16 protein-coding genes are annotated in these 22,583 nt (G+C 42.2%); 15 read left to right on the top strand and 1 reads right to left on the bottom strand.

Translation table 11 applies throughout. The annotated features are described in order from the left end of the window. Positions 1-11: 11 nt before the first annotated feature. The 14 genes from recG (at position 12) to F9Y84_RS13015 (ending at position 18,252) form a co-directional block, all read left to right on the top strand. Positions 12-2,099 (top strand): ATP-dependent DNA helicase RecG, encoded by a 2,088-nt coding sequence (gene recG, locus F9Y84_RS13080; protein WP_147390320.1) that lies wholly within the window; start codon positions 12-14, stop codon positions 2,097-2,099. Between the two features lie 436 nt (positions 2,100-2,535). Beyond that, the gene (locus F9Y84_RS13075) at positions 2,536-3,198 is read left to right on the top strand and encodes an alpha/beta hydrolase (protein WP_147390319.1); all 663 of its coding nucleotides are present in this window, start codon (positions 2,536-2,538) and stop codon (positions 3,196-3,198) included. 188 nt (positions 3,199-3,386) lie between these two features. Next, positions 3,387-4,112 (top strand): TetR/AcrR family transcriptional regulator, encoded by a 726-nt coding sequence (locus F9Y84_RS13070; RefSeq protein WP_147390318.1) that lies wholly within the window; start codon positions 3,387-3,389, stop codon positions 4,110-4,112. A 16-nt stretch (positions 4,113-4,128) separates the two neighbouring features. Continuing rightward, positions 4,129-5,229 (top strand): efflux RND transporter periplasmic adaptor subunit, encoded by a 1,101-nt coding sequence (locus tag F9Y84_RS13065; protein ID WP_147390317.1) that lies wholly within the window; start codon positions 4,129-4,131, stop codon positions 5,227-5,229. Continuing rightward, positions 5,229-8,327: an efflux RND transporter permease subunit gene (locus F9Y84_RS13060; RefSeq protein ID WP_147390316.1), complete on the top strand. Its 3,099-nt coding sequence runs from the start codon at positions 5,229-5,231 to the stop codon at positions 8,325-8,327. Before F9Y84_RS13065 ends, F9Y84_RS13060 begins: the two co-directional genes overlap by 1 nt. Before the next feature lie 301 nt (positions 8,328-8,628). Continuing rightward, a complete protein-coding gene (locus F9Y84_RS13055) occupies positions 8,629-10,053 on the top strand; it encodes an FAD-dependent oxidoreductase (RefSeq protein WP_147390315.1) in 1,425 nt (474 codons plus the stop codon). Positions 10,054-10,685: 632 nt separating this feature from the next. After that, positions 10,686-10,856: a methylation-associated defense system helix-turn-helix domain-containing protein MAD1 gene (gene mads1 / locus F9Y84_RS13045; RefSeq protein WP_125251113.1), complete on the top strand. Its 171-nt coding sequence runs from the start codon at positions 10,686-10,688 to the stop codon at positions 10,854-10,856. A 9-nt stretch (positions 10,857-10,865) separates the two neighbouring features. Continuing rightward, positions 10,866-11,000, top strand: a complete 135-nt coding sequence (locus F9Y84_RS22430) for a hypothetical protein (protein ID WP_263972612.1) — start codon at positions 10,866-10,868, stop codon at positions 10,998-11,000. Further along, entirely contained in the window at positions 10,987-11,352 is a 366-nt protein-coding gene (locus F9Y84_RS13040; protein WP_167508280.1) for a type I restriction-modification enzyme R subunit C-terminal domain-containing protein, read from the top strand. Before F9Y84_RS22430 ends, F9Y84_RS13040 begins: the two co-directional genes overlap by 14 nt. Beyond that, on the top strand, positions 11,349-13,097 hold the full coding sequence (locus tag F9Y84_RS22425) for a restriction endonuclease subunit S (RefSeq protein WP_167508279.1): 1,749 nt from the start codon (positions 11,349-11,351) through the stop codon (positions 13,095-13,097). Before F9Y84_RS13040 ends, F9Y84_RS22425 begins: the two co-directional genes overlap by 4 nt. Beyond that, a complete protein-coding gene (locus F9Y84_RS13030; protein ID WP_125251115.1) occupies positions 13,097-14,860 on the top strand; it encodes an AAA family ATPase in 1,764 nt (587 codons plus the stop codon). Before F9Y84_RS22425 ends, F9Y84_RS13030 begins: the two co-directional genes overlap by 1 nt. Beyond that, positions 14,847-15,629, top strand: a complete 783-nt coding sequence (locus tag F9Y84_RS13025; RefSeq protein ID WP_147390313.1) for an HNH endonuclease family protein — start codon at positions 14,847-14,849, stop codon at positions 15,627-15,629. Before F9Y84_RS13030 ends, F9Y84_RS13025 begins: the two co-directional genes overlap by 14 nt. Then, a complete protein-coding gene (locus tag F9Y84_RS13020) occupies positions 15,629-16,711 on the top strand; it encodes a PDDEXK nuclease domain-containing protein (RefSeq protein ID WP_125251117.1) in 1,083 nt (360 codons plus the stop codon). The genes F9Y84_RS13025 and F9Y84_RS13020 overlap by 1 nt, the downstream gene beginning before the upstream one ends. Next, positions 16,708-18,252: a class I SAM-dependent DNA methyltransferase gene (locus F9Y84_RS13015; protein WP_125251118.1), complete on the top strand. Its 1,545-nt coding sequence runs from the start codon at positions 16,708-16,710 to the stop codon at positions 18,250-18,252. The genes F9Y84_RS13020 and F9Y84_RS13015 overlap by 4 nt, the downstream gene beginning before the upstream one ends. 218 nt (positions 18,253-18,470) lie before the next feature. Here the strand turns inward: F9Y84_RS13015 and F9Y84_RS13010 are convergent, their stop codons facing one another. Then, positions 18,471-19,658: a BaiN/RdsA family NAD(P)/FAD-dependent oxidoreductase gene (locus tag F9Y84_RS13010; RefSeq protein ID WP_147390312.1), complete on the bottom strand. Its 1,188-nt coding sequence runs from the start codon at positions 19,656-19,658 to the stop codon at positions 18,471-18,473. 630 nt (positions 19,659-20,288) lie between these two features. Here F9Y84_RS13010 and F9Y84_RS13005 point away from each other — a divergent pair. Beyond that, a complete protein-coding gene (locus F9Y84_RS13005; protein WP_147390311.1) occupies positions 20,289-22,433 on the top strand; it encodes a S8 family peptidase in 2,145 nt (714 codons plus the stop codon). Positions 22,434-22,583: the final 150 nt, after the last annotated feature.

The following is a 22,583-nucleotide window of genomic DNA, read 5'->3' as shown; positions in this document are numbered from 1 at the left end:
AGAGGAATAGCATGTCGACACCAAATTTGGCCACTTACCCCGTCACTGAGCTAAAAGGCGTAGGCCCAAAAGCAGCCGAACGCTTGGCCAAACTAGGCATTCAGTCGGTACAAGACATGCTATTTCACCTTCCACTACGCTACGAAGACCGTGCGCGCACCTATCCTATCTGCGAGTTACAAGCGCATAGCCATGTCAGCATTGAAGCCGAGATTGAGCGCAGTGAAATCACACACGGCAAGCGCCGCATGCTGGTATGTTATGTTAATGATGGAACGGGGCGGATCGCGCTGCGTTTTTTCAATTTTAACGCGGCGCAAAAAAACGCCATGCAAGCAGGCAAAATAATCCGCTGTTTTGGTGAGGTTCGCCGTGGCCGCCATGGTTTTGAAATGGCTCACCCAGAATACAGCATCAAAGAAACCCGCTCTGCACCTTGCGACCCAAGCCTTGCGACACTCACACCTGTTTATCCGACAACCGAAGGGCTGAAGCAATTGAGCATTCGGGCGATTGCCGATCAAGCCGTTGAGTTACTGCGCAAATATGATGTACCAGACTATTTACCAGCTCAGTATCGGCCATCGCAGCAAAGCTTAAAAGAGGCGCTGCTATTACTGCACCGCCCGCCACAGGGAGTCGATTTAACCCAATTAGAACTCGGGCAACACCCCGCTCAAGCACGCTTAGCATTTGAAGAGTTATTAGCACAAAACCTCAGTTTGCTTAAGCTTAGGCAAAAAGGTCAAGCGGTGAAAGCAGTTGCACTACCGCCTACCAACCCACTTGAAGCACAGTTTTTATCGGCCTTACCATTTGCCCCCACCAATGCCCAAAGTCGAGTAGTAGCTGAGATCAAAAGCGACTTACAACATCCCTACCCCATGATGCGATTGGTGCAAGGGGATGTCGGATCAGGAAAAACCCTTGTGGCAGCACTCAGTGCGTTAACAGCCATCGCACAGGGTTACCAAGTAGCACTAATGGCACCCACTGAGATCCTCTCCGAGCAACACGGCATCAACTTCCTTAATTGGTTTGAACCTATGGGTATAGAAACCGTATGGCTGGGTGGTAAAACCAAAGGCAAGGAACGCACTCATGCGCTTGAGCGAATTGCTTCGGGGCAAGCTCAGATGATAGTCGGCACTCATGCACTGTTCCAGGAGCAAGTACAGTTTTCTAACCTTGCGCTTATCATTATCGACGAACAACATCGCTTTGGTGTGCACCAGCGCTTAGCACTTAGAGAAAAGGGAAAGTTTGACGATTGCTATCCACATCAGCTGGTGATGACTGCCACCCCTATCCCGAGAACCTTGGCAATGACGGCCTACGCCGACCTTGAAACCTCAATTATCGACGAGCTACCACCGGGCAGAACACCAATCACGACCGTCGCCGTGCCCGACACCAGACGCAATGAAGTGATCAAAAAAGTGCAAAAAGCCTGCGTTGACGACAAACGTCAAGTTTACTGGGTATGTACCCTGATAGATGAGTCGGAGGCGTTACAATGCCAAGCCGCAGAAGACACCGCCAAAGCACTTGCCGAAGCCTTGCCAGAACTTAATATTGCGCTGGTACATGGCCGTATGAAAGCCCAAGAAAAGCAGGCCATTATGGACGAATTTAAACAGGGTTATACTCATGTGCTGGTTGCCACTACCGTAATTGAAGTAGGTGTGGATGTACCCAACGCTAGCCTTATTATCATTGAAAATCCTGAACGCTTGGGTCTGGCACAACTGCACCAGTTGCGCGGCCGTGTTGGTCGCGGACAAATCGCATCACATTGTTTACTGCTTTACCATGCGCCACTGTCGGTCACCGCGCAAAAGCGTTTAGGGGTGCTTAGAGAAAGTAACGACGGTTTTGTCATCGCTGAGCGCGACCTTGAGATCCGCGGCCCGGGTGAAGTGCTAGGCACAAAACAAACTGGATTGGCGGAGCTAAAAATTGCCGACCTTAGTCGTGATAAACATTTATTACCGCAAGTGAGAAGCCTCGCTTTTACCGTGCTTAAAAACCACAGCGATATTGTTGACTCGATTATCTGGCGCTGGATGGGCGATAAGAGTGAACTGGCCATGGCGTAAGCTTTAAGCTTTAGATGGTATAAAGATCGCGAGGTAAACTCGCTCCTACACGGATAATTTGCTCCCATAGGTGAGCACTTTGGTAGGAGCCACTTTACGCGGCGAGCAGTCAAGAAATCGCGAGCTAAACTCGCTCCTACACGGGTAATTTGCTCCCATAGGTGAACACTTTGGTAGGAGCCACTTTATGTGGCGAGAAGTTAAGAGCGCGAGGAAAACTCGCTCCTACACGGGTAATTTGCTCCCATAGGCGAACACTATGGTAGAAGCCACTTTATGTGGCGAGCAGTGAAAAGATCGCGAGATAAACTCGCTCCTACAAATTGGTGAGTTCGTGCTCACAACTCCTTCATGCAAAATAACCCATCGCGCTACGCTTGCTTCTTTTATCAAAGCTTGGCTACCATCTCTCTACATCAACTAAAAAAACTCAAAAATGAATCGTTTACTACGTGCTGCATGCACCTCATTTGCTGCTTGCGTGGCGTCAATCGCCTCGGCAAAAGCAATTTACTCAGATGTACCAGAGCAGATTAATCCATCTGCCAAATACGTTTTTTATTCTCATGGCTACATCGTTGAAGGTGATAATGAAACGCCTATTCATAAGCGCTGGGGTAAATATGACTTTCCAGCCATCAAACAAGCATTAAGTGACGATGCCTATACACTAATTGCTGAGCACCGACCTAAAGGTGTTGCACCAGAAACATACACAAAGACCCTAGTAAGCAAGGTTCACAAATTACTCGATGCGGGCGTCAGCGCCAGCAACATTACGCTCGTGGGGTTTTCTCGCGGCGGAGCGTTAACGATAATGGCAAGTGACACATTAAAAAATGATGCCATTCACTACGTGGTACTCGCGGGCTGCGCTGGGCTTATCAAAAGTAAAACCGAGCTCCAGCTCTACGGCAAGGTGTTATCCGTTTACGAAACCTCAGATCAAGTGGGCTCTTGCGACTTTGTGAAAGCACGCTCCGAAACCCTCAAAAGCTTTACAGAATTTTCTATTTCAACTGGTGAGGAGCACGGTGCTTTTTACCTCCCAAGAGACGAGTGGGTAAAGCCCGTTAAAAGCTGGATTTTAAATCACTAAATAATTAGCGTGGCGTTCTCTCAGCAGAACGCCGTAAAAAACCTTCATTCTAATCCATCCTATCTCTTTAAATCTTTTCTGCGAGCAAACAATGCTCTGTTTACTTATTGCACTTTTAAAAACCAACCTTATAATTGAAGCGCATTCGAATATTATTCGAATTAGGTTCAATTATTACAGGAGAAAGCATGGCACCAGCACCAAAGTATGATAACGAAACTCAGCAACGTATGATTTTAAGTGCTGCAGAACAGTGCATCAATGAGACGTCAGTCACTGATTTTACAATGGCTAAAGTTTCCTTGCATGCAGGGTTATCTATGGGTTCTATTTATAAGTTTGTGCAAACCAAAGAAGACTTAATCATGGCATTGGCTTATGAGTCATTTACCCATGTATCTGGTGTGTTTAAACAAATCTTATCGCTGCCATTAAGCACGCCAGAGCGAATGCTCGCCGTGTGTTTAGTTTCTCCACAAAAAATTAAGCGTTTTTCCTTCGATTTCGAGCTGCAATCTTACTCTACTAACAAAGCCGTAATTAAAAGAGCTTCAGAATATTGGACCAATAAAATTATTGAATCATGTAGCGGCTGTGAAAATGTTTTCAAGCAAACATTGCTTGATGGCATTGAGGCAGGAGAACTACAAAATATACCAAATCTGCATGATGTCATTGAAGAAATCATAATCAGCGGTTGGGCACTAACCGTGGGATATGAACAGGTTTTACGTTTGCAACAAACTAACCAAATTGTCGAAGGTACTGACTCTTTGCTGGCACCTCTTGCGCTCAATGATCCGCTCATTCGAAGCGCAGTGAGGCTGCTAAATAGTTATCCATGGCAAGCACCAATAACCCATGACTCTCTACTTCGTATAGAGAAAGAATTGCAAGCGCTCGAGCTTCGTTAACTTAAGGAAAATCACAATGAACATAAAACGCTGGCTTATCGCCTTTGTACTTATTCTCATCGTCATTACCAGTTTAGGATTTGTTAAATTTACGCAAATCCAAGCTGCTATTGCCTTTGGAGAATCCTTCCCTGAACCCTCGGCATCGGTTAAAAGTACCTATGTCTCTACCACTGAACATCTTAAAACGGTAAAAGTAGTTGGCCAACTTCATGCAAAACAGACCGTAACTGTCAGCAATGAATATGCTGGACTTATTACATACGTTGGCTTTCAACCTGGTGACTTAGTAAAAGCCAATCAAGTATTGCTGCGCCTCGACAGCAGCATTGATGAAGCAAATCTACAAGCAGCTAAAGCGCGAGTAAAACTTGCTAAGTCAACCTATCAACGTGTTGCAAAGTTACTTGAACAAAAACGCATTAGTCCCGATGAAGTAGACAAAGCGGAAGCTGAGGTTGCTATCAATGAAGCTGATGTAAAACGACTCACCACCCTTATCGAAAAAAAGACTATCCGAGCACCGTTTACTGGCTATACCGGTATGGAGCAATATCAAGTTGGTCAGTTGCTTGATGCCAACAATGCCGTGACGTTTTTAGTAGGCACTAACGACAAAATTTGGGTTGATTTCAACATGCCGCAAACGTTACCACAACCAAAGTTGGGTGAAGAGGTAATGGTCGCGGTATCACATTCGCAAGTGCAGCAACCAGCACGAGTGTTAGCGAAAACCCCAAGTGTTGACGTCGCCTCCCGCCAACAACGCTATCGTGCAGAGCTTAATAATTATCACGAAGCACTAAGCCACAACCAAATGGTAATGGTAAACGTGCCAGTAGCAAAAGTAAGCGCAGCGGTAGTACCAACCAATGCTATTACTCGAAACCATTTTGGTGAGTTTGTTTATATCTTAGAAAAAGATGACGCACAAAACTGGCGAGCAAAACCTGTCAAAGTCACACTTGGCGATAAGATCTATGACCAGCAGCTGGTATTAACAGGTTTGAGCGGCGGTGAGTTTATTGCTGCTGAAGGTGCATTTAAACTACAGGAGAACTTACTGGTTTACACCGACCAAGTTGCTGCGATTGATGGCAATAATGGAGAGCAGTAATGAGTGCTTTACATGAAAATAAACCATCCATTATGGATATATTTGTCAATCGCCCCGTGCTTGCGATTGTATTTTCACTCCTTATTGTTCTGGCAGGATTAAACGCTGCTAGAGATATTTCTGTACAGCAGTACCCCAAAATAGAAAGTGCGTCGTTAGTAATAAATACCGTCTACACTGGTGCCTCAGCTGAGGTAGTTAAAGGTTATGTGACAGAACCGATTGAACGCGTTGCTTCAACGGTTCCTGGTGTGGACTATGTTGATTCAGTAACAATGGCAGGTCTCAGTCGAGTTACGGCATGGTTAGAGTTAAACCATAGCACTCCTGACGCCCTAGCTGAACTCACAACACGGTTAAACCAAATAAAGTTTGAATTGCCAAGTGGTGCGGAAGACCCTGCAATTCATACCGTGCGTGCCGATAGTCCCTATGCTGTATTCTATCTAGATGTAGAGTCTCAAGGACTATCGCGTAACAATGTGAGCGATTATTTGATCAGAAATGTTGTGCCTTCAATGTCAGATATTCCTGGTGTGCAAAAAATCACCCTCGAAGGTGGCCGAAATCCAGCGATGCGTATTTGGCTTGATCCTGAAAAGCTAGCCATTTATGGGCTTAGCGCCAGTGATGTATTTGGTGCACTACGCGCCAATAATACCATTGCAACCATTGGATATAGTGAAAACAACAGACAACGTATTGATGTTATGGCGAATACGTCTTTGCGCTCAATCACGGACTTTAATAACCTCATTGTCAAAGAGGTTGATGGTGCACAATTAAAACTAGGAGATCTGGCCACCGTAGAGCTAGGTGAAGCTGACAGCCTAGTGACTGCACGACTTGATGATCATGATACGGTCTTTTTAGCCTTATGGGCACTACCTGGCGCCAATGAAATTGACATTGGTGATGCACTTTATAAAAAGATTGATGAGATAAACCCTATCTTACCTGACGGCATGAACCTTAGAATTGGTTACGATGGCACCCTGTACATGCGAGATTCTATCAAAGAAATCTTTACCACACTGGCTGAGACGGTGTTACTTGTTGGTATTGTAGTATTGGCGATGATGGGGTCATTCAGAACCGCGATGGTGCCACTCATCACTATCCCTATCTCTATTTTAGGTGCCATAGCGGTGATCTCTGCAATGGGCTTTTCCCTTAACCTACTTACTATTTTGGCCATTGTACTTTCGGTAGGCCTAGTGGTAGATGATGCCATTGTGGTGGTGGAAAATGTTGCCCGTCATATGCGCGAGGGCAAACCTAGATTTCAAGCCGCGCTTATTAGCTCACGTCAATTACTTGTGCCTGTTATTGCGATGACACTGACCCTAGCAGCAGTATACGCACCCATTGGATTTTTAACGGGATTAACTGGCTTTTTATTTAGAGAATTTGCTTTCACGCTGGCGATTGCTGTGATCATCTCAGGTTTAGTTGCCATCACCTTATCTCCAATTATGGCGGCATACGTAAACCCAGAGGGAGGTAAAGAAGGCAAGTTAACACAAAAGGTCAATAGTTACTTCGACAAGCTCCAAAAGTTCTACTTTAATGCGCTAGACACGCTATTTAAATGGCGTCCACAAATCTTCTTCATCGCTATTATATTTTCTTTGTTATCGGTACCATTTTATATGTTATCGCAAAAAGAACTTGCGCCTATCGAAGATCAAAGCAGTATCCAGGTTGTGGTGGAAGCCCCACCTGAGTCCTCTCTTGCTTACACCTCAAATAAAATGAACGATACCGCTGCGGTAATGAATGCAACCGAAGGTGCTGAATTTACTTGGCAGGTTATTACCGCTTCTGCTGGTTTTGGTGGTGTGACATTAGCGCCCTTTAGTGAGCGAGAAAACTCAGTTCACAATATGCTCTTTGACTTGTACGGCCGCTTAAGTAGCGTCACAGGGTTAACCCTGTTCCCTATTTTACCTGCGTCTTTACCAACTGCTGGGCAATTTGATGTTGAAGTGGTTTTCCGTTCTAGTGATGACCCTATCACCATGAAAGCGTATGCGGATGAAATTATTCAACGAGCGACTGCAACAGGCAGTTTTATGTTCATGAATACCGACCTAAAAATCGATTTGCCACAAGCAGAACTTGAGATTGATAGGGAGTTAGTCGCAGACCTTGGGCTAAGTTTATCTTCAGTGAATGAGCAACTTAGCGTGTATATGTCCAATAACTTTGCCAACTACTTTAATAAGGATGGTAAAGCTTATCGCGTGATCCCAATTGTGGGTGATAAAGATAGATACAACCCTGAGAATATTTTAAATATGCAAGTAAGCACAGATACAGGTGTTCTAATTCCTGTTTCTGCATTTGCTACATTGCGCACATTTACCAGCCCTCGAGTACTTGGCTCCTTTAACCAACAAGGCGCGTTTAGGATTTTAGCAGGTACCCTACCTCACGTGACTAAAGAACAAGCGCTAACCCTAGTTGAAGAGATTGCGCGAGAAATACTACCAAGCCACTACTCTATTGATTACGCTGGTGAGTCCAGACAGTTAAGAAAAGAAGGTAACACCATGGTTGGCGTCTTGCTATTTGCGATGGTGATTGTGTTCTTCTTATTAACTATTCAGTTCAATAGCTTTAGAGATCCACTTGTTGTGTTACTAGGGTGTGCGCCACTGGCATTGGCAGGCGCGCTTATGCTGCCGTTTTTATCACTGACGACAGTGAATATTTATAGTCAAATTGGGTTGATCACCTTGATTGGTCTAATTGCTAAAAATGGTATCTTAATCGTTGAATTTGCCAACCATTTGCAACTTGAAGGTAAGTCTAAGTACGATGCTGTAAAAGGCGCAGCAGCCACAAGACTAAGGCCAATCTTAATGACAACGGGCGCGACTGTACTTGGTCACTTCCCTCTTGTATTGGTAACTGGTGCTGGTGCTGAAGCCCGTAACAGTATTGGTATCATTTTGGTTGCTGGCATGCTCATTGGTACTTTCTTTACACTTATCGTACTGCCCTTACTTTATGAGAAACTAGCAAGTGATCATCGTAGTGAGGCACAAGAGACTGAGTCATACCCACAAGAACAAGCGGTAGCTCAAGCTTAGTACAATCAAGAGAGGAACAATAAACGGACTAATTTAATTTATTGTGCCACTCTGATAAGCCACTATGAGCACATGCTTAGTCTGGCTTTCGGTAAAACACGGTACCTAGTACTTAAATTAAGTTTGCTAGGTGTCGTGTTTTATTTCACCCATAGCATCACGCTCAGTGACAATATATGTTTTCAAGTAACAACTTGTTCTAGAAGGAAAGTAAAGCAAATAGTCTGTTGTTACAAAAAAGTTATACAAAGTTAATCTTTAATATTCAATTATTTACACAATCAAAGGATAGGCAGTTAAAATGATTGTAGACAACATAGAAAATGTGGATCTCTGTATTGTAGGCGCAGGGCTTGCAGGATTAAATGCACTGTATGCAGCTAAGCAGTACTTACCAAAAAACGCGACTGTGGCACTCGTAGATAAGCGAGAATCTATTGGCGGTATGTGGAATGACACCTACGATTATGTAAGGTTACATCAGCCCTACAAACAATTTACGATAGGTAATATGAAGTGGGGTTTAGATCGACACGAGTCCTATTTAGCTGACAGACATGAGATCTTAGCCCACTTTAAGCGCTGTGTAAGCGAAGTAGAACAGCATTTGACTGTTATTCCCTTAATGCAGCATAGCTACCTTAGTCATGACTCACAAGATGATGGCATCGTACAAGTTCGCTTAGCCTCAAAAGAAACAACACGACAAATCCATGCTAAAAAATTAATAAAAAGTGTTGGATTTGGCATTGAGCCAAGCCAAGTATTAGCCTTTTCGAGTGACAAAGTACATTCAATTACGCCTGAACAAATACCACAAAATCAACAGCACATTATAGATAGTAATAAACCAATCTATATTGTTGGTGGTGGTAAGACGGCAATGGATACTGCCCATTATTTATTACAAGCAAACCCACAGTTACCCATTCACCTTATTATCGGTAAAGGAACCTACTTCCTAAATAGAGACATCATGTTTCCGCCGGGTTTGGATAAATATTGGAAAGGGACAACTAGCCTAGATATGATGACGCAGTGTGCAACCCTCTTCAACGGCGATAATGAGGCGGAAGTCACCCAATTTGTAAAATCCAAATATGCCCTCTCACCGCACAAAGACGCCCAGCAATTTCTACTTGGTTTATTGTCTCAAAGTGAGCTGGATATTGTTACTCAAGGCTGTAAAACAATAGTAAGAGACTACTTAGATGACATAAAAGACAATGGTGACGAAACGCGATTGTGTTTTAGAAGTGGCGAAACACAGCCTATTGAATCTGGCGCTTGGATCATTAATTGTACTGGGTATCTCCTCAACTCTGACGTGCAGTCGGAGCAATACCACTCTCAATGCGGCAATGTTATCTCAATTAACAACAGTGATAACCCTCTGCTTTTTAGCTCTGGCTACTTCCTTCCACATGTTTTCTTTCAAGACAAGATTAAAGACACGCCACTATTGAGCATAGATCATGTTGCCTTGAAAAAGGCTAACGCAGAAGCCTTCCCATTTGTTGCCATGACTCAATTGCTCTATAACTTTTATACACTGATGGACAAACTTCCATTAAAAGTCATTGACCAATTCCATGCAAACTTTGATAAGTGGTACCCTCTACACCGTCAACTATTTGGGTTTACGAAGTTTATGATCAATAAAAAGAAAAACAAAAAGCACTTTGAAAGCAGCCTATTGAGGGTCAAAGAAAAGTATAATCTTTAATCAAATGCTTACTAGCACAGTAATTTGATTGGTGAGTTAAAAGAAAAGTATTAACCAATTTTCTTCACCCTGATTTGAAATAATGCATGCAATACACGTTATCTTGAATCAGGGGCAGGGAAAATTTATTGGTAAATCAAACAACGCAAACTTCTGGACTCAAAATCAGCCGAAGCGACATTACTATCAGCTTTTTCCTAAATAAGTTAAATAAGCCATGTTCAAAAGAAGTGGCTCCTTGTGAATGAGTAAACGGTGTCCAACCATATCAAGCAAACATTTATTGACACAGCACATTACCAGTACAGAGCTGAGCCACACCTATAAATAAGTAAATACACAGACAACTTAAACAGTATAACTGCGAGAGTATTTTGTATAGGATTTGGCCTAAAATCTGGCTTTGAAAAGGCATTTTCAAAAATTCATAATCTCAGACACAAGGGTTTATTAGTTAGGTATCATCTCTGGTTTCTCTTATGAATTCGTGGACGCATAAAAAAAATTGCTAGTTTGATGATAAAGCGTGATATCTAATGACAATTAAAAATTCTAACAAACCGGTAAGGTAATTTCTTGTTATTTCCCTAATTTTCTCATATTGTAACTAAGTTCATTATTGAGATAATCCAATGACAGACGAAATACTTACGATTCAAGAGGTTGCTAAATACCTCAAGTTGAATGAAAAAACAGCTTATCGCCTTGCGAGCGAAGGTAAGCTTCCCGGCTTTAAAGTGGGTGGTTCATGGCGCTTTAAGCGAATTGACCTAGAGAAATGGATTGAAGAACAAAAACAATAAGGATATTGCATGCTCCACAATTACCAACAATTTATAAACCCATTATTACAGATCGCGAATGATACAAGTAGCAATCAAGTAAATCGACGCGATGTAATCAATCAACCAGCTTATCAATTTAGTTTATCGAATGAAGCAGAGTAAAAAGCTGGCCTGCCAAAGGCTGCTAATCAATATAATTTCGCTAATAAGAGATGCTATCGGTGTAGACGCTGAGCTTAAACCATTTGTAGAACAAGCATTTGCCAAATTTAAAAAATGGATCTTCCGCCATAATGCCCAAAGAAAAACAGCATTTACCAAAGAGCAAACCTCATGGCTTAGGTTGATAAAAGACCATATTGCAGCAAGCTGCTCTATTGAGCGCGATGACTTTGACTATAGCCCTTTTTCAGATCGTGGCGGATTACAAAAAGCTTGGGGCTTGTTTAATACCGAAACTAAAAACGAATTAGATAGCCTTATGGCTGAAATGAATCAGGAATTACTTGCGTGAGTGAACAAAAATCACAGATTAAAGGCTGGACGGAAATTAAATTTGGCGATTACTTAGATATACAGGGAGGAAGTCAACCGCCTAAGAGCACATTTGTGGATTCCCCCAAGAAAGGGTACGTAAGATTACTTCAAATTCGAGACTTTGGAAATAAACCTGTGCCGACCTATGTTCCCGAAGACTCGGTTACAAAATTTTGTACTAAGGAAGATATTTTTGTTGCTAGGTACGGTGCTTCATTAGGGCGTATTCTGACAGGAATGGAAGGTGCTTATAACGTTGCGTTAGCCAAAGTTATTTATCCTAACTCTCTATTTGATAATAAGTACTTATATTATTTGTTGCACACACCTATTTTTCAGCATCCCATAAAAATGATTTCTCGATCAGCGCAGAATGGGTTTAACAAAGGCGATCTATCTCCAATTAAATTGCCAGTCCCTCCGTATGAAGAGCAATTTCGCATTTCGGAAAAATTAGATGAATTATTTTCAGAATTAGACTTTGGTGCTCAAGAGCTAAAAACAGCTCAAGTTAAACTCAAACACTATCGCCAATCCTTACTCAAAAGTGCGGTTGAAGGTGCGCTTACTCAAAAATGGCGAGATGACAATAAAGATAAAATTGAAGAAACAGGCAAAGAGCTTTTAAATCGTATCCTAATTGAGCGTAAGCAACGCTGGGAACAGGAAAAACTCGCAGAGTTTAAAGAAAAAGGCAAAAAGCCACCCAAAAACTGGCAAGACAAATATCCTGAGCCAGTCCAGCCTGATACAACTGATTTACCTGAACTTCCTGAAGGTTGGGTTTGGGCGAGCATGTCGCAAATATCTCACATTCAAGGCGGAATCCAAAAACAGCCAAAAAGAAGACCAGTAGAAAATAAATACCCGTTTCTTAGAGTCGCCAATGTATATAGAAATGAATTACGCCTTGATGAAATCCATGAAATAGAGCTGTTTGGAGATGAGTTGCAACGTTTATCTCTGTTAAAAGGTGATATTTTAATTGTGGAAGGAAATGGTAGTAAAAGTGAAATTGGTAGATGCGCAATTTGGAATAATGAGATTGAAAATGCAGTTCATCAGAATCATTTGATTAGAACGCGACCTGTTTTAGCACTTAGTAAATATGTGGCACTTTGGCTTAACTCTCCAGCAGGAATGGACATTATGTCAAATTTAGCCGCAACAACTAGTGGGCTATACACGCTAAGTGTATCTAAAATATCTAAAGTTCCTGTACCAATACCTTCACTGTGTGAACAGCAAATGATCACAAATAAAATTGATACTGAATTTGATTCGATCGACCGACAAGTTGAAGCAACAGCTCTTGGCTTAAAACAATCCGAAGCCCAGCGTAAAAACATCTTAAAGTCAGCTTTTTCTGGCCAACTAGTGCCACAAGACCCTGATGACGAACCCGCTTCAGTATTGCTTGAGAAAATTAAGCAAGAACGTGTAGCTTTAGCAAAAATATCAAAACCTCGAAAACAGAGTAAACCTAGAAAAAGAGTTGAGCTGATGAATACCTTACTCGAAGTGTTAACCGCTGAAAATGACTGGATTGATGCCCAAAATGCCTTTCAAAAATGTGGCATTGTTGACGGCACTTCAACCGATCGTATCGAAGAAATTTATACCGAACTGCGCAAACTAGAAAAAACAGGCAGAATCGAAATTCAGCGCCAAGGTGACTTCGACCAATTAAAATTAACTACGCAAGACATTAAGGAAGACTAATGCGCCTAGCCTCATTTACAATCGGATCAGATCGCGAAGGTGAGCGCCAGCGATTTAAAAACCTTAAAAATGTCACCATCGACTTTGAAGAACAAGAGTGGATCACCTTAGTCATTGGCTGGAATGGCACAGGTAAGTCAAACGTACTTGAGGCATTAGCTGTTTTATTTCGCGACCTTATTATGGGTAAAAATGAGAGAGGAGACAAAGATAAACCAACGTTTTCTTACGTCCTTCGTTATTTTTGCCATGAAAAAGAGATCGAGATAGATGCTGACCCTGATCGTGTTAAAGAGGCCTATAAAATCAGTTACAGAGATTTAGGTGAAAATAAGTCAGAAGAGTCATCTCAAGCAGATTTATTGAGCGAGCTGAAAGGAAAGAAAGAGCTAGCTGAAATTGCATTTAGTAAGTTCAAAAAGCAGCAAGACGACTTCTTGCCAAAATATGTTTTTGGTTACTACTCAGGCCATAGCGATAGGATGCAGTCAGTTTTTAGGCCGTACCTTCAGCAATATGATAAAAAGCTTCGCAATGCAAAATCTGAAGATCCGGGTTTAAGGCGTTTATTTTATGCATTACCTGTACATAGCCAATTTGTGTTACTTGCCTTTGTATTAAGACAAGATGACTTAGTTAGGCATTTTCTAGACACTCAATTAGGTCTAGAAACGGATGAAAATGCGGAAAGTATTGATTCTGTGCTGCTAGAGCTAAATGAGCCTTCATGGAACTTAAATAAAAGTAAAGATCCAAAAGGTAAATATGGCGCTTGCAAAGAAAAACCCGATATCTTTTGGGGAGCCGAAGGTGTTGTGCGTGATTTTTTAGATCGTGTCCATGAGGTTTCTACCGCACCTATAAAAATTAAGCGCAAAGATGAAGCAACGTTATGGAATAAAAAAGAGCGGGAATATCTTTATATGTTTATCAAAGATATTTACAAGCTCGATGAACTGGTTGGAGAGCAAGAGCCAAGAGAGTTTTTCCGTGATCTTGAAAGCACCTACGTTTCAGAGTTAATTAGCGAAGTTCGTATTAGAGTAAAACTTAAAAAGAATGATGGTAGTGTCACCTTCAGAGAGTTAAGTGAAGGCGAGCAACAATTGCTAACAGTGTTAGGTCTATTAAGGTTTACTGCTGAGGAAGAAAGTTTATTTTTACTTGATGAACCAGACACTCACTTAAACCCTAAGTGGAGCGTTGATTACATTGATTATCTTAATAAATTTGTAACCTCTAGCTCTAAAGGTGAAAACAATAGCCATATCGTTCTCACTACACATAACCCAATTGCAATTGCCGAATTAACCCGTGATCAAGTACAAATATTAAACCGCGACGATGAGACCCGCACCATAGCGTCACATAAACCTAACTTTGACCCCAGAGGCATGGGCTATGCGGGTATTATCACCAGTGATATGTTTGGATTAGCAACATCGCTTGATAGCTACACAGAGGATTTGCTGGAGAAAAAAAGGCAAATAACCGCTAAAGATGGCACTTTATCATCAGATGAAAAGGTCGAACTGCACGCTATAAACGCAAAACTGGATAATCTCGGTTTTAGATTCTCACACCGCGATAGAGTATTTGAAGAGTACCTGCGTGCTCGCTATGAATTTGATGCCAGTGCCAACAGCAAGCAAAAAATCGATCAACTGCCATCAGATAAAAAACGAGCAACGAGTAAAAAGTTAATCTTAGAAGTGCTGGCGAAACTGAAACAAGAAGGTGGAGGTCAAGATGAGAAGAATTGATTTACGTAAACTGAACCCTTCTCCTGATTGGCGTGCTCGCGCACTAAGCAAACAAGCTGACATTGATAATGGCGTTATCGACGCTAAAACTGCTTCGGCAATGTGGTCAGAGTTGAAGCCTCAGCTAAAGGATTTGTCTCAGAATAAGTGTTGGTATTGTGAATCTAGAGAGGATAGATCGGACAACGCAGTCGATCATTTTCGACCCAAAAGCCTCTATCCTTGGTTTGCACTTGACTATGAGAACTTTCGCTTCGCTTGTACTTTTTGCAATAGCATTAGAAAAAACCCTAAAACAGGTGAAAGTGAAGGTAAAGGTGATCATTTCCCCCTACTATCTGGGAATAAAGCGGAAAATAGAGCACAGCGTAATACGGAAAATTACATATTAATAGACCCTTGTGAACCTGCTGATGTTGGCTTACTTGATTTTACCGAGGATGGATTACCGAGAGCAAAATTCCCACACCAAAGAAATCGTAATCGGCGAGCGATAGACTCCATTAAATACTACCATTTAGATCATCCTGATTTGGTAGAGTCTAGGCGACAATTAGCCTTAGATATTCGCGATTGGGTAGAAAGTGCTGATGCTATTTATGATCCAAATGATCAGGGAGATCCCAAAATTGAAAAAGCATTTAAAGGCTATGTTAGTAACATTGCCAAAGTTATTGCAGCCGATGCCCCCTTTTCAGTCTTTGCGAAGAAAATGGTTAAAGGTTATCAAGATAGATACTGGATAGAAGTTTTACTGGAGTGCGCCTAATGTCAAAACTCAATATTGAGCCAGAGCTGTTTTCAGATATCCAAACTTTAATCACACAAGCAAAACAGCAAGCGGCAGTTGCTGTTAATGCATCATTAACTATGTTGTATTGGCAAATTGGTCAACGTATTCATCAAGCGGTATTAAAGGGTGAGCGCGCTGAATATGGTAAGCAGGTGATTGCAAATTTATCCGAGCAGCTGACCCATGATTTAGGCAAAGGCTGGGGCAAGCGTAATTTGCAATATATGGTGCAGTTTTACGAAACATTCCCTGAGCAGCAGATTGTGCACGCGCTGCGTGCAAAATTAAGCTGGACGCATTTTAAGCAATTAATTCATTTAAAAGATCCTCTACAACGTGAATTTTACGCTCAAATGTGTGCGCTAGAAGGTTGGAGTGCGCGTACCTTAGATGATCGAATTAACAGTATGTTATTTGAACGCACGGCATTGTCTAAAAAACCTCAAGAGCTGATAAAGTTGGAGTTGCAAAAATTAGCAACACAGCAATCCGTTTCAGCTCCTTTGCTGCTTAAAGATCCGTACGTGTTAGATTTTTTAGGTCTAAATGATCATTATCTAGAAAAAGATTTAGAAGATGCCATTTTGCGCGAGCTTGAGCAGTTTTTGCTTGAGCTAGGTGCTGGCTTTTCGTTTATTGCTCGGCAAAAACGCATCCAGCTTGATGGTGATGATTTTTATATCGATTTATTGTTTTATAACCGCCAACTCAAACGCTTAGTGGCCATTGATTTAAAGCTGGGCAAGTTCAAACCTCACTACAAGGGGCAAATGGAGCTTTACCTTCGCTGGTTAGATAAACATGAGCGCCAAGCGGATGAGCAAGCTCCGCTTGGAATTATTTTATGCGCACAAAAAAATCAAGAACAAATAGAATTACTAGAAATGGATGAAGCGGGCATTCACGTAGCTGAGTACTTAGCGGTATTACCAAAACGAGAAATATTACATCAACGCTTACAAGATGCGATTAATTCTGCCAAAAATCGGTATAATCCCACTCTTTTAGACGGTAGCGATCCTGAGAGCAGTCAATCAGGTTTGGATAGAAACAAATGAATGCCCCCGCATTAGTACAAAAAGTTTGGAATTACTGTCATACATTGCGTGATGACGGTGTAGGTTATGGCGACTACTTAGAACAGCTAACCTATCTATTATTTTTAAAAATGGCGCATGAGTATGCGCAGCCGCCTTACGACAGAGATACTAAAGTCCCGACAGAGTATAACTGGGAATCTCTAAGTGGGTTAACAGGTGAAAAACTTGAAGAGCAATATAGGAAGGTTTTAAAAAACCTCGCGAAAGCTGGCGGCATGTTAGGCGCTATCTTCTATAAAGCTGAAAATAAGATCCCTGACCCTGCAAAGCTATCTCGTATTGTTACCATGATTAATAGCGAAAACTGGATAAGTTTAGATGCAGATGCAAAAGGTGATTTATATGAAGGGCTTTTGCAAAAGAATGCGGAAGATACAAAAAGTGGGGCTGGACAATACTTCACGCCTAGACCTTTAATTGATGCCATATTAGCCTGCGTTCAGCCTGAGCCAGAGAAAACCATTGCAGATCCAGCTTGTGGAACGGGAGGGTTCTTTTTAAGTGCTAGTGATTGGATTACTTATGGCGATCCGCAGTGGATTCAAAAAGAAATGACTCACTGGAATTCATCAAAGCATGATGAGAGCACCATAGCAAAATCAAAATTGAATAACGATCAAGTTCAATTTTTGCGTGATAAAACTTTCAGTGGTAATGAAATCGTCCCCTCTACTCGTCGCATGTGTTTAATGAACTTATTCTTACACAACATTGGCAGCATAGATGGTGAACCTGATATTGAACGCGCAGACGCTTTACTTACACAAGTAAAAGACGAGGATAAAGTAGATTACGTGTTAGCTAACCCACCATTTGGTAAGAAAAGTAGCATGACTATTACTAATGCTGAAGGTGGCGAAGATAAAGAAGCGTTAACCTATGTGCGTCAAGACTTTTGGGCTACCACTACCAACAAACAGCTTAACTTTTTACAGCATATTATTTCTAGCCTAAAAGACACTGGTAAAGCCGCTGTTGTATTACCTGATAACGTATTGTTTGAAGGTGGTGCAGGTGAGCGTATTCGTAGAAAGTGGTTAAATAACTGCGATGTGCATACCATCTTAAGATTACCAACTGGTATCTTTTACGCTAATGGTGTGAAAGCTAATGTTGTGTTTTTTGACAATGCCACTCGTGATGAAAAAGTTCACACCAAAGGCATTTGGTTTTACGATCTAAGGACTAATAAACATTTCACACTAAAACAACGACCAATGACACTGAATGACTTAAAAGACTTCATTAAGTGTTACAACCCTGAAAACCGTCATGAACGTCAAGAGACTGAGAGGTTCAAATATTACAGTTATGATGAGCTGGTCAACCGAGACAAAGCGAGTTTGGATATATTCTGGCTAAAAGATGACAGCTTAGATAACTTAGATAACCTGCCACCCCCTGATATTTTACAACAAGAAATAATCGACCACTTAGAAGCTGCCTTAGCTGCTTTTAAAGATGTAGCTGCTGGGTTGCCATCTAGCGTAGAAGAATAATTTTTATCCTGTAGCCAGTTATTTGATAACTGGCTACAGTCCCCTGTTAACATTAACAATAGTGATGCTGCCTTGTTAAACCTTCATATAGATGGTTAAAAAGTCAGGATTAGATCCATGCATTTAGTATGTTTTTAATCACAAATTTCCTAATATCAAACTTTACTGCAAAAATAGTAGAGGTGGCTTGTGGATACTATAGTTTGCGATTGGCAAATCTAACAAGCTTGTCCACACGCCCAGCCACAGCTCCACGCATATTGAAAATTATATCCTCCGAGCCAACCAGTAACATCGGTGACTTCGCCGATAAAGTACAGACCCTTTTGTTTTTTAGCTTCGAAGGTCTTGGAGCTGAGTTCGTCAGTATCGACACCACCCAGTGTGACTTCTGCAGTGCGATAGCCTTCAGTGCCATTTGGTTTGATTTTCCAGCTGGTTAGAGTTCTAGTTAAGGTTTCAATTTCTGTATGGCTGAGTTGGTTGGCATTTTTATCCACAATGCTGCCATCGCTTATCAGCGCTTCTATAAAGCGCTTCGGTAAGATGGTCGAAAGCAGATTTTTTAAGTGCTTTTGACCTTGTTCACTACGCCACTCATGAAGCAGTGCTTGGACGTCTAAATCAGGAAGTAGGTTAATACTCACAAACTCTCCAGCTTTCCAAAATGAGCTGATCTGCAAAATTGCTGGGCCAGATAGTCCTCTGTGAGTAAAGAGAATATTCTCTCTAAACTGAACACCGCTTTCACTGGTCACTACGCTATCAATACTGATCCCAGAGAGACCATCAAAACGTGCTTTATCATGATCGTGAAGTGTAAAAGGTACGAGAGCAGCCATAGTGGGCAAAACAGCTAGACCAAATTGTTCCGCTATTTTATAGCCGATAGGAGTTGCGCCCAGTTTTGGCATTGTTAAGCCACCTGCTGCGACCACCACCGACTCACAGTTAAAGGTTTGTGTTGTGGTTTTAACTACATAGCGGCCGTCGGCTTGATGCTCAACCGCAATGACTTCTTGACGTAAATGGAGTGAAACGCCCGCCCAATCACACTCAGTAAGCAGGATATCAACGATGTCTTGTGCACTGTTATCGCAAAACAACTGTCCAAGTGTTTTATGATGATATGCAAGACCATGACGGTCTACCAGCTCAATAAAGTCATGTTGGGTATAGCGACTCAGACATGATTTTACAAAGTGTGGATTTTTACACAGATAATTGGCTGGAGAGGCATTCTCATTAGTAAAATTACATCGGCCACCGCCACTTATCAAAATCTTACGGCCTGGCTTCTTACCCATATCAACCACAGCAACTTGTCGCCCTCGATACCCTGCCTGCGCAGCGCACATTAACCCCGCAGCACCAGCACCGATCACAACTACATCTGTTTGTTGCATAACTTCACTCAACCCTATTTTTAAAACCTTGCAGCTTATACCAACTCTCTTAATTAATACCTTTCTAGCAGCCAGTTGTAGCGCCAAAACAACTCCCCTAACTGGAGCAGATATTAAGTCAACATGGTATCACTACTTCCTGCTAACACTTAACGCACAAAGTAAACGTTTAACCAAAGACAAATTATACCGAGATCCACACAACAAGCACAGTATGGATGAGCACTACTTGGTTGCAATTTGTTCAATGTTAATAATGTACCTAAAAAGTCCATATCGCAGTGCTGTGATTACGAATAAGAGACTTAATCTTGCCAAGAAAGCCATACTTTAAAACTAAAAGTAATCAATTTGAGTCCCCTATAACGGCACATTTAGTTGAAAAACCCTTTCATTTACACTCATTTACAATGTAACTGAAATTTATTCACACTTACATAAAAATTAAAAATAAGCACTAAAAACAACACGCTAAGAATTTTTTATAGCCATTCATCCATCTATATATAACTAAATAATTAGTGCAAATAACAAAACAGCGCTTTCTTTTTTTTAGATAGACGTTTAATTTCACTGACCATCAGCTTTTTATTAACAGCTGAACAACAAGTTAGAAACTAGGGAAACATTATGACAATCAATAAAAACTTTAAGCGCGCAACACTTAGCGTTGCTGTAGCTGCGCTATTTAGCGCATCAGCAGCTACCGCAGCACCAGCTATTCAAAACGATACAGCACTTGCAGCTACCGCACAGAAGCTCTCATCTCAGAACACACTTGGCACTCAATTTATTATTAAATATAAAGATGCTAGTTCACAAATGATGGGACTTGCAGCGGAGGATCTGCAACCAACAAAAATGCAACAACGTGCAGAAAGCTTTGTAAAAGGTTTTAAAAGTAAAAAAGCGAGTGCCAAAGCTCACTATGTTCGCCCTATGGCATTGAGTAACCACCATGTAATGCGTGCAGACAAAAAGCTATCAGCTAAAGAAGCACAGGTATTTATGAGTGAAGTTATGGCGTCTGGCAACGTTGAATATATTGAAATCGATCAGATGTTGAAACCATTCGCAACACCTAACGACCCTCGTTATAGCGACCAATGGCATTATTTTGAAGCTGCTGCGGGGATCAATGCTCCAGCGGCTTGGGATAAAGCGACAGGACAAGGGGTTGTAGTCGCGGTGCTTGATACAGGTTACCGACCGCACCTTGACTTAGACGCAAATATTTTGCCGGGCTATGACATGATCTCAGACACGTTTGTTGCGAATGATGGCGGTGCTCGTGACAACGATGCTCGCGATCCAGGTGATGCCGTAACACGTGGTGAATGTGGTACCGATTCTACAGGTCAGCCAGTTCCTCGTGCCGATCAAGACTCAAGCTGGCACGGCACGCACGTAGCGGGGACTGTTGCTGCAGTATCAAATAACGGCGAAGGTGTTGCCGGTGTTGCTTACGACGCAAAGGTAGTACCTGTTCGTGTGCTTGGTAAATGTGGTGGTTTAACCTCAGACATCGCTGACGGTATTATTTGGGCTTCTGGCGGTTCAGTGTCTGGAATTCCAGCAAATGCAAACCCAGCTGACGTGATTAACATGAGTCTAGGTGGTGGTGGCGCTTGTAGTGCAACAACACAAAACGCAATCAACCAAGCCCGTAATAATGGTACTGTGATTGTCATTGCAGCAGGTAACGACAACGATAATTCAGCTAACTATAACCCTGGTAACTGTAACGGCGTGGTAAACGTAGCGTCAGTCGGCCGAGATGGTAGTCGTGCTTACTACTCTAACTATGGTACAAACATTGATGTCGCAGCACCTGGTGGTGCGCAAAGTTTTGCCAACGACCCTGAAGGTATCTTATCTACGCATAACTCAGGCTCTGGTGCACCTTCTGCAGACAGCTATCATTACTCACAAGGTACCTCAATGGCTGCGCCGCACGTAGCAGGTGTTGCCGCACTGATCAAACAAGCAAAGCCTTCTGCGACTCCAGATGAAGTAGAAGCAATCTTGAAAAATACCACGCGTAACTTTGCTGGTAGCTGCTCAAACTGTGGAACCGGTGTTGTGGATGCAGCAGCAGCAGTTAACGAAGCACTAGGTGGCGATGTAACACCACCAACAAGCAATGTGCTTGAAGATGGTGTAGCAAAAACAGGATTGAGCGGAAGCGCAAGCAGTAGCCAATACTTCACTTTCGAGGTACCAGCAGGCAAAACTAATGTGACTTTCACAATGAGCGGTGGCACAGGTGATGCAGATCTCTATGTGAAGTTAGGAAGTCAGCCAACTACAGCAAGTTATGATTGTCGCCCTTATGAAAGTGGCAATGCAGAAACCTGTAGTTTTGATGCCCCACAGGCTGGAACTTATCATGTAATGATCAACGGCTATCAAGCCTATTCAGGTGTTAGCTTAGTCGCGACTACCTCAGGTTCAAGCACAGGCACTCCGCAAGCCGGTGGTGGTACTATCGAAGATGTATCAGCATCAAGCGGCCAATGGGTACACTACACAATTGAAGTACCAGAAGGCATGAGCGATTTTACTGTAAAAACGTTTGGCGGTTCAGGCGATGCTGACTTGTTTGTTAAGTTTGGCGCTCGCCCAACCACGACAAGCTATGACTGCCGTCCATATGAAAGTGGAAATACTGAAACGTGTGTTATCACCAACCCACAAGCTGGTACGTGGCACTTAAGCATTAATGCTTATCGTACCTTCTCAGGTTTAACACTAGACGCACAGTACAAACCATAAAGAAACATGCAGTAGGCTCAAGATGAGCCTTCTTCCCCCATGCAAAGGCCGTACTCGGCCTTTTTTAATGAGTAACCCGGACTGCGGATAATTAATACCAATTTGCTTAATTAAGTGGTCTATTTTGAGGCGAGAAAATCTTGTCGATAA

Source organism: Pseudoalteromonas peptidolytica, assembly GCF_012641745.1.
GTDB lineage: Bacteria > Pseudomonadota > Gammaproteobacteria > Enterobacterales > Alteromonadaceae > Pseudoalteromonas > Pseudoalteromonas peptidolytica.
The sequence above is the reverse complement of the archived record's forward strand: the minus strand, read 5'-3'. Positions and strand labels throughout refer to the sequence as shown.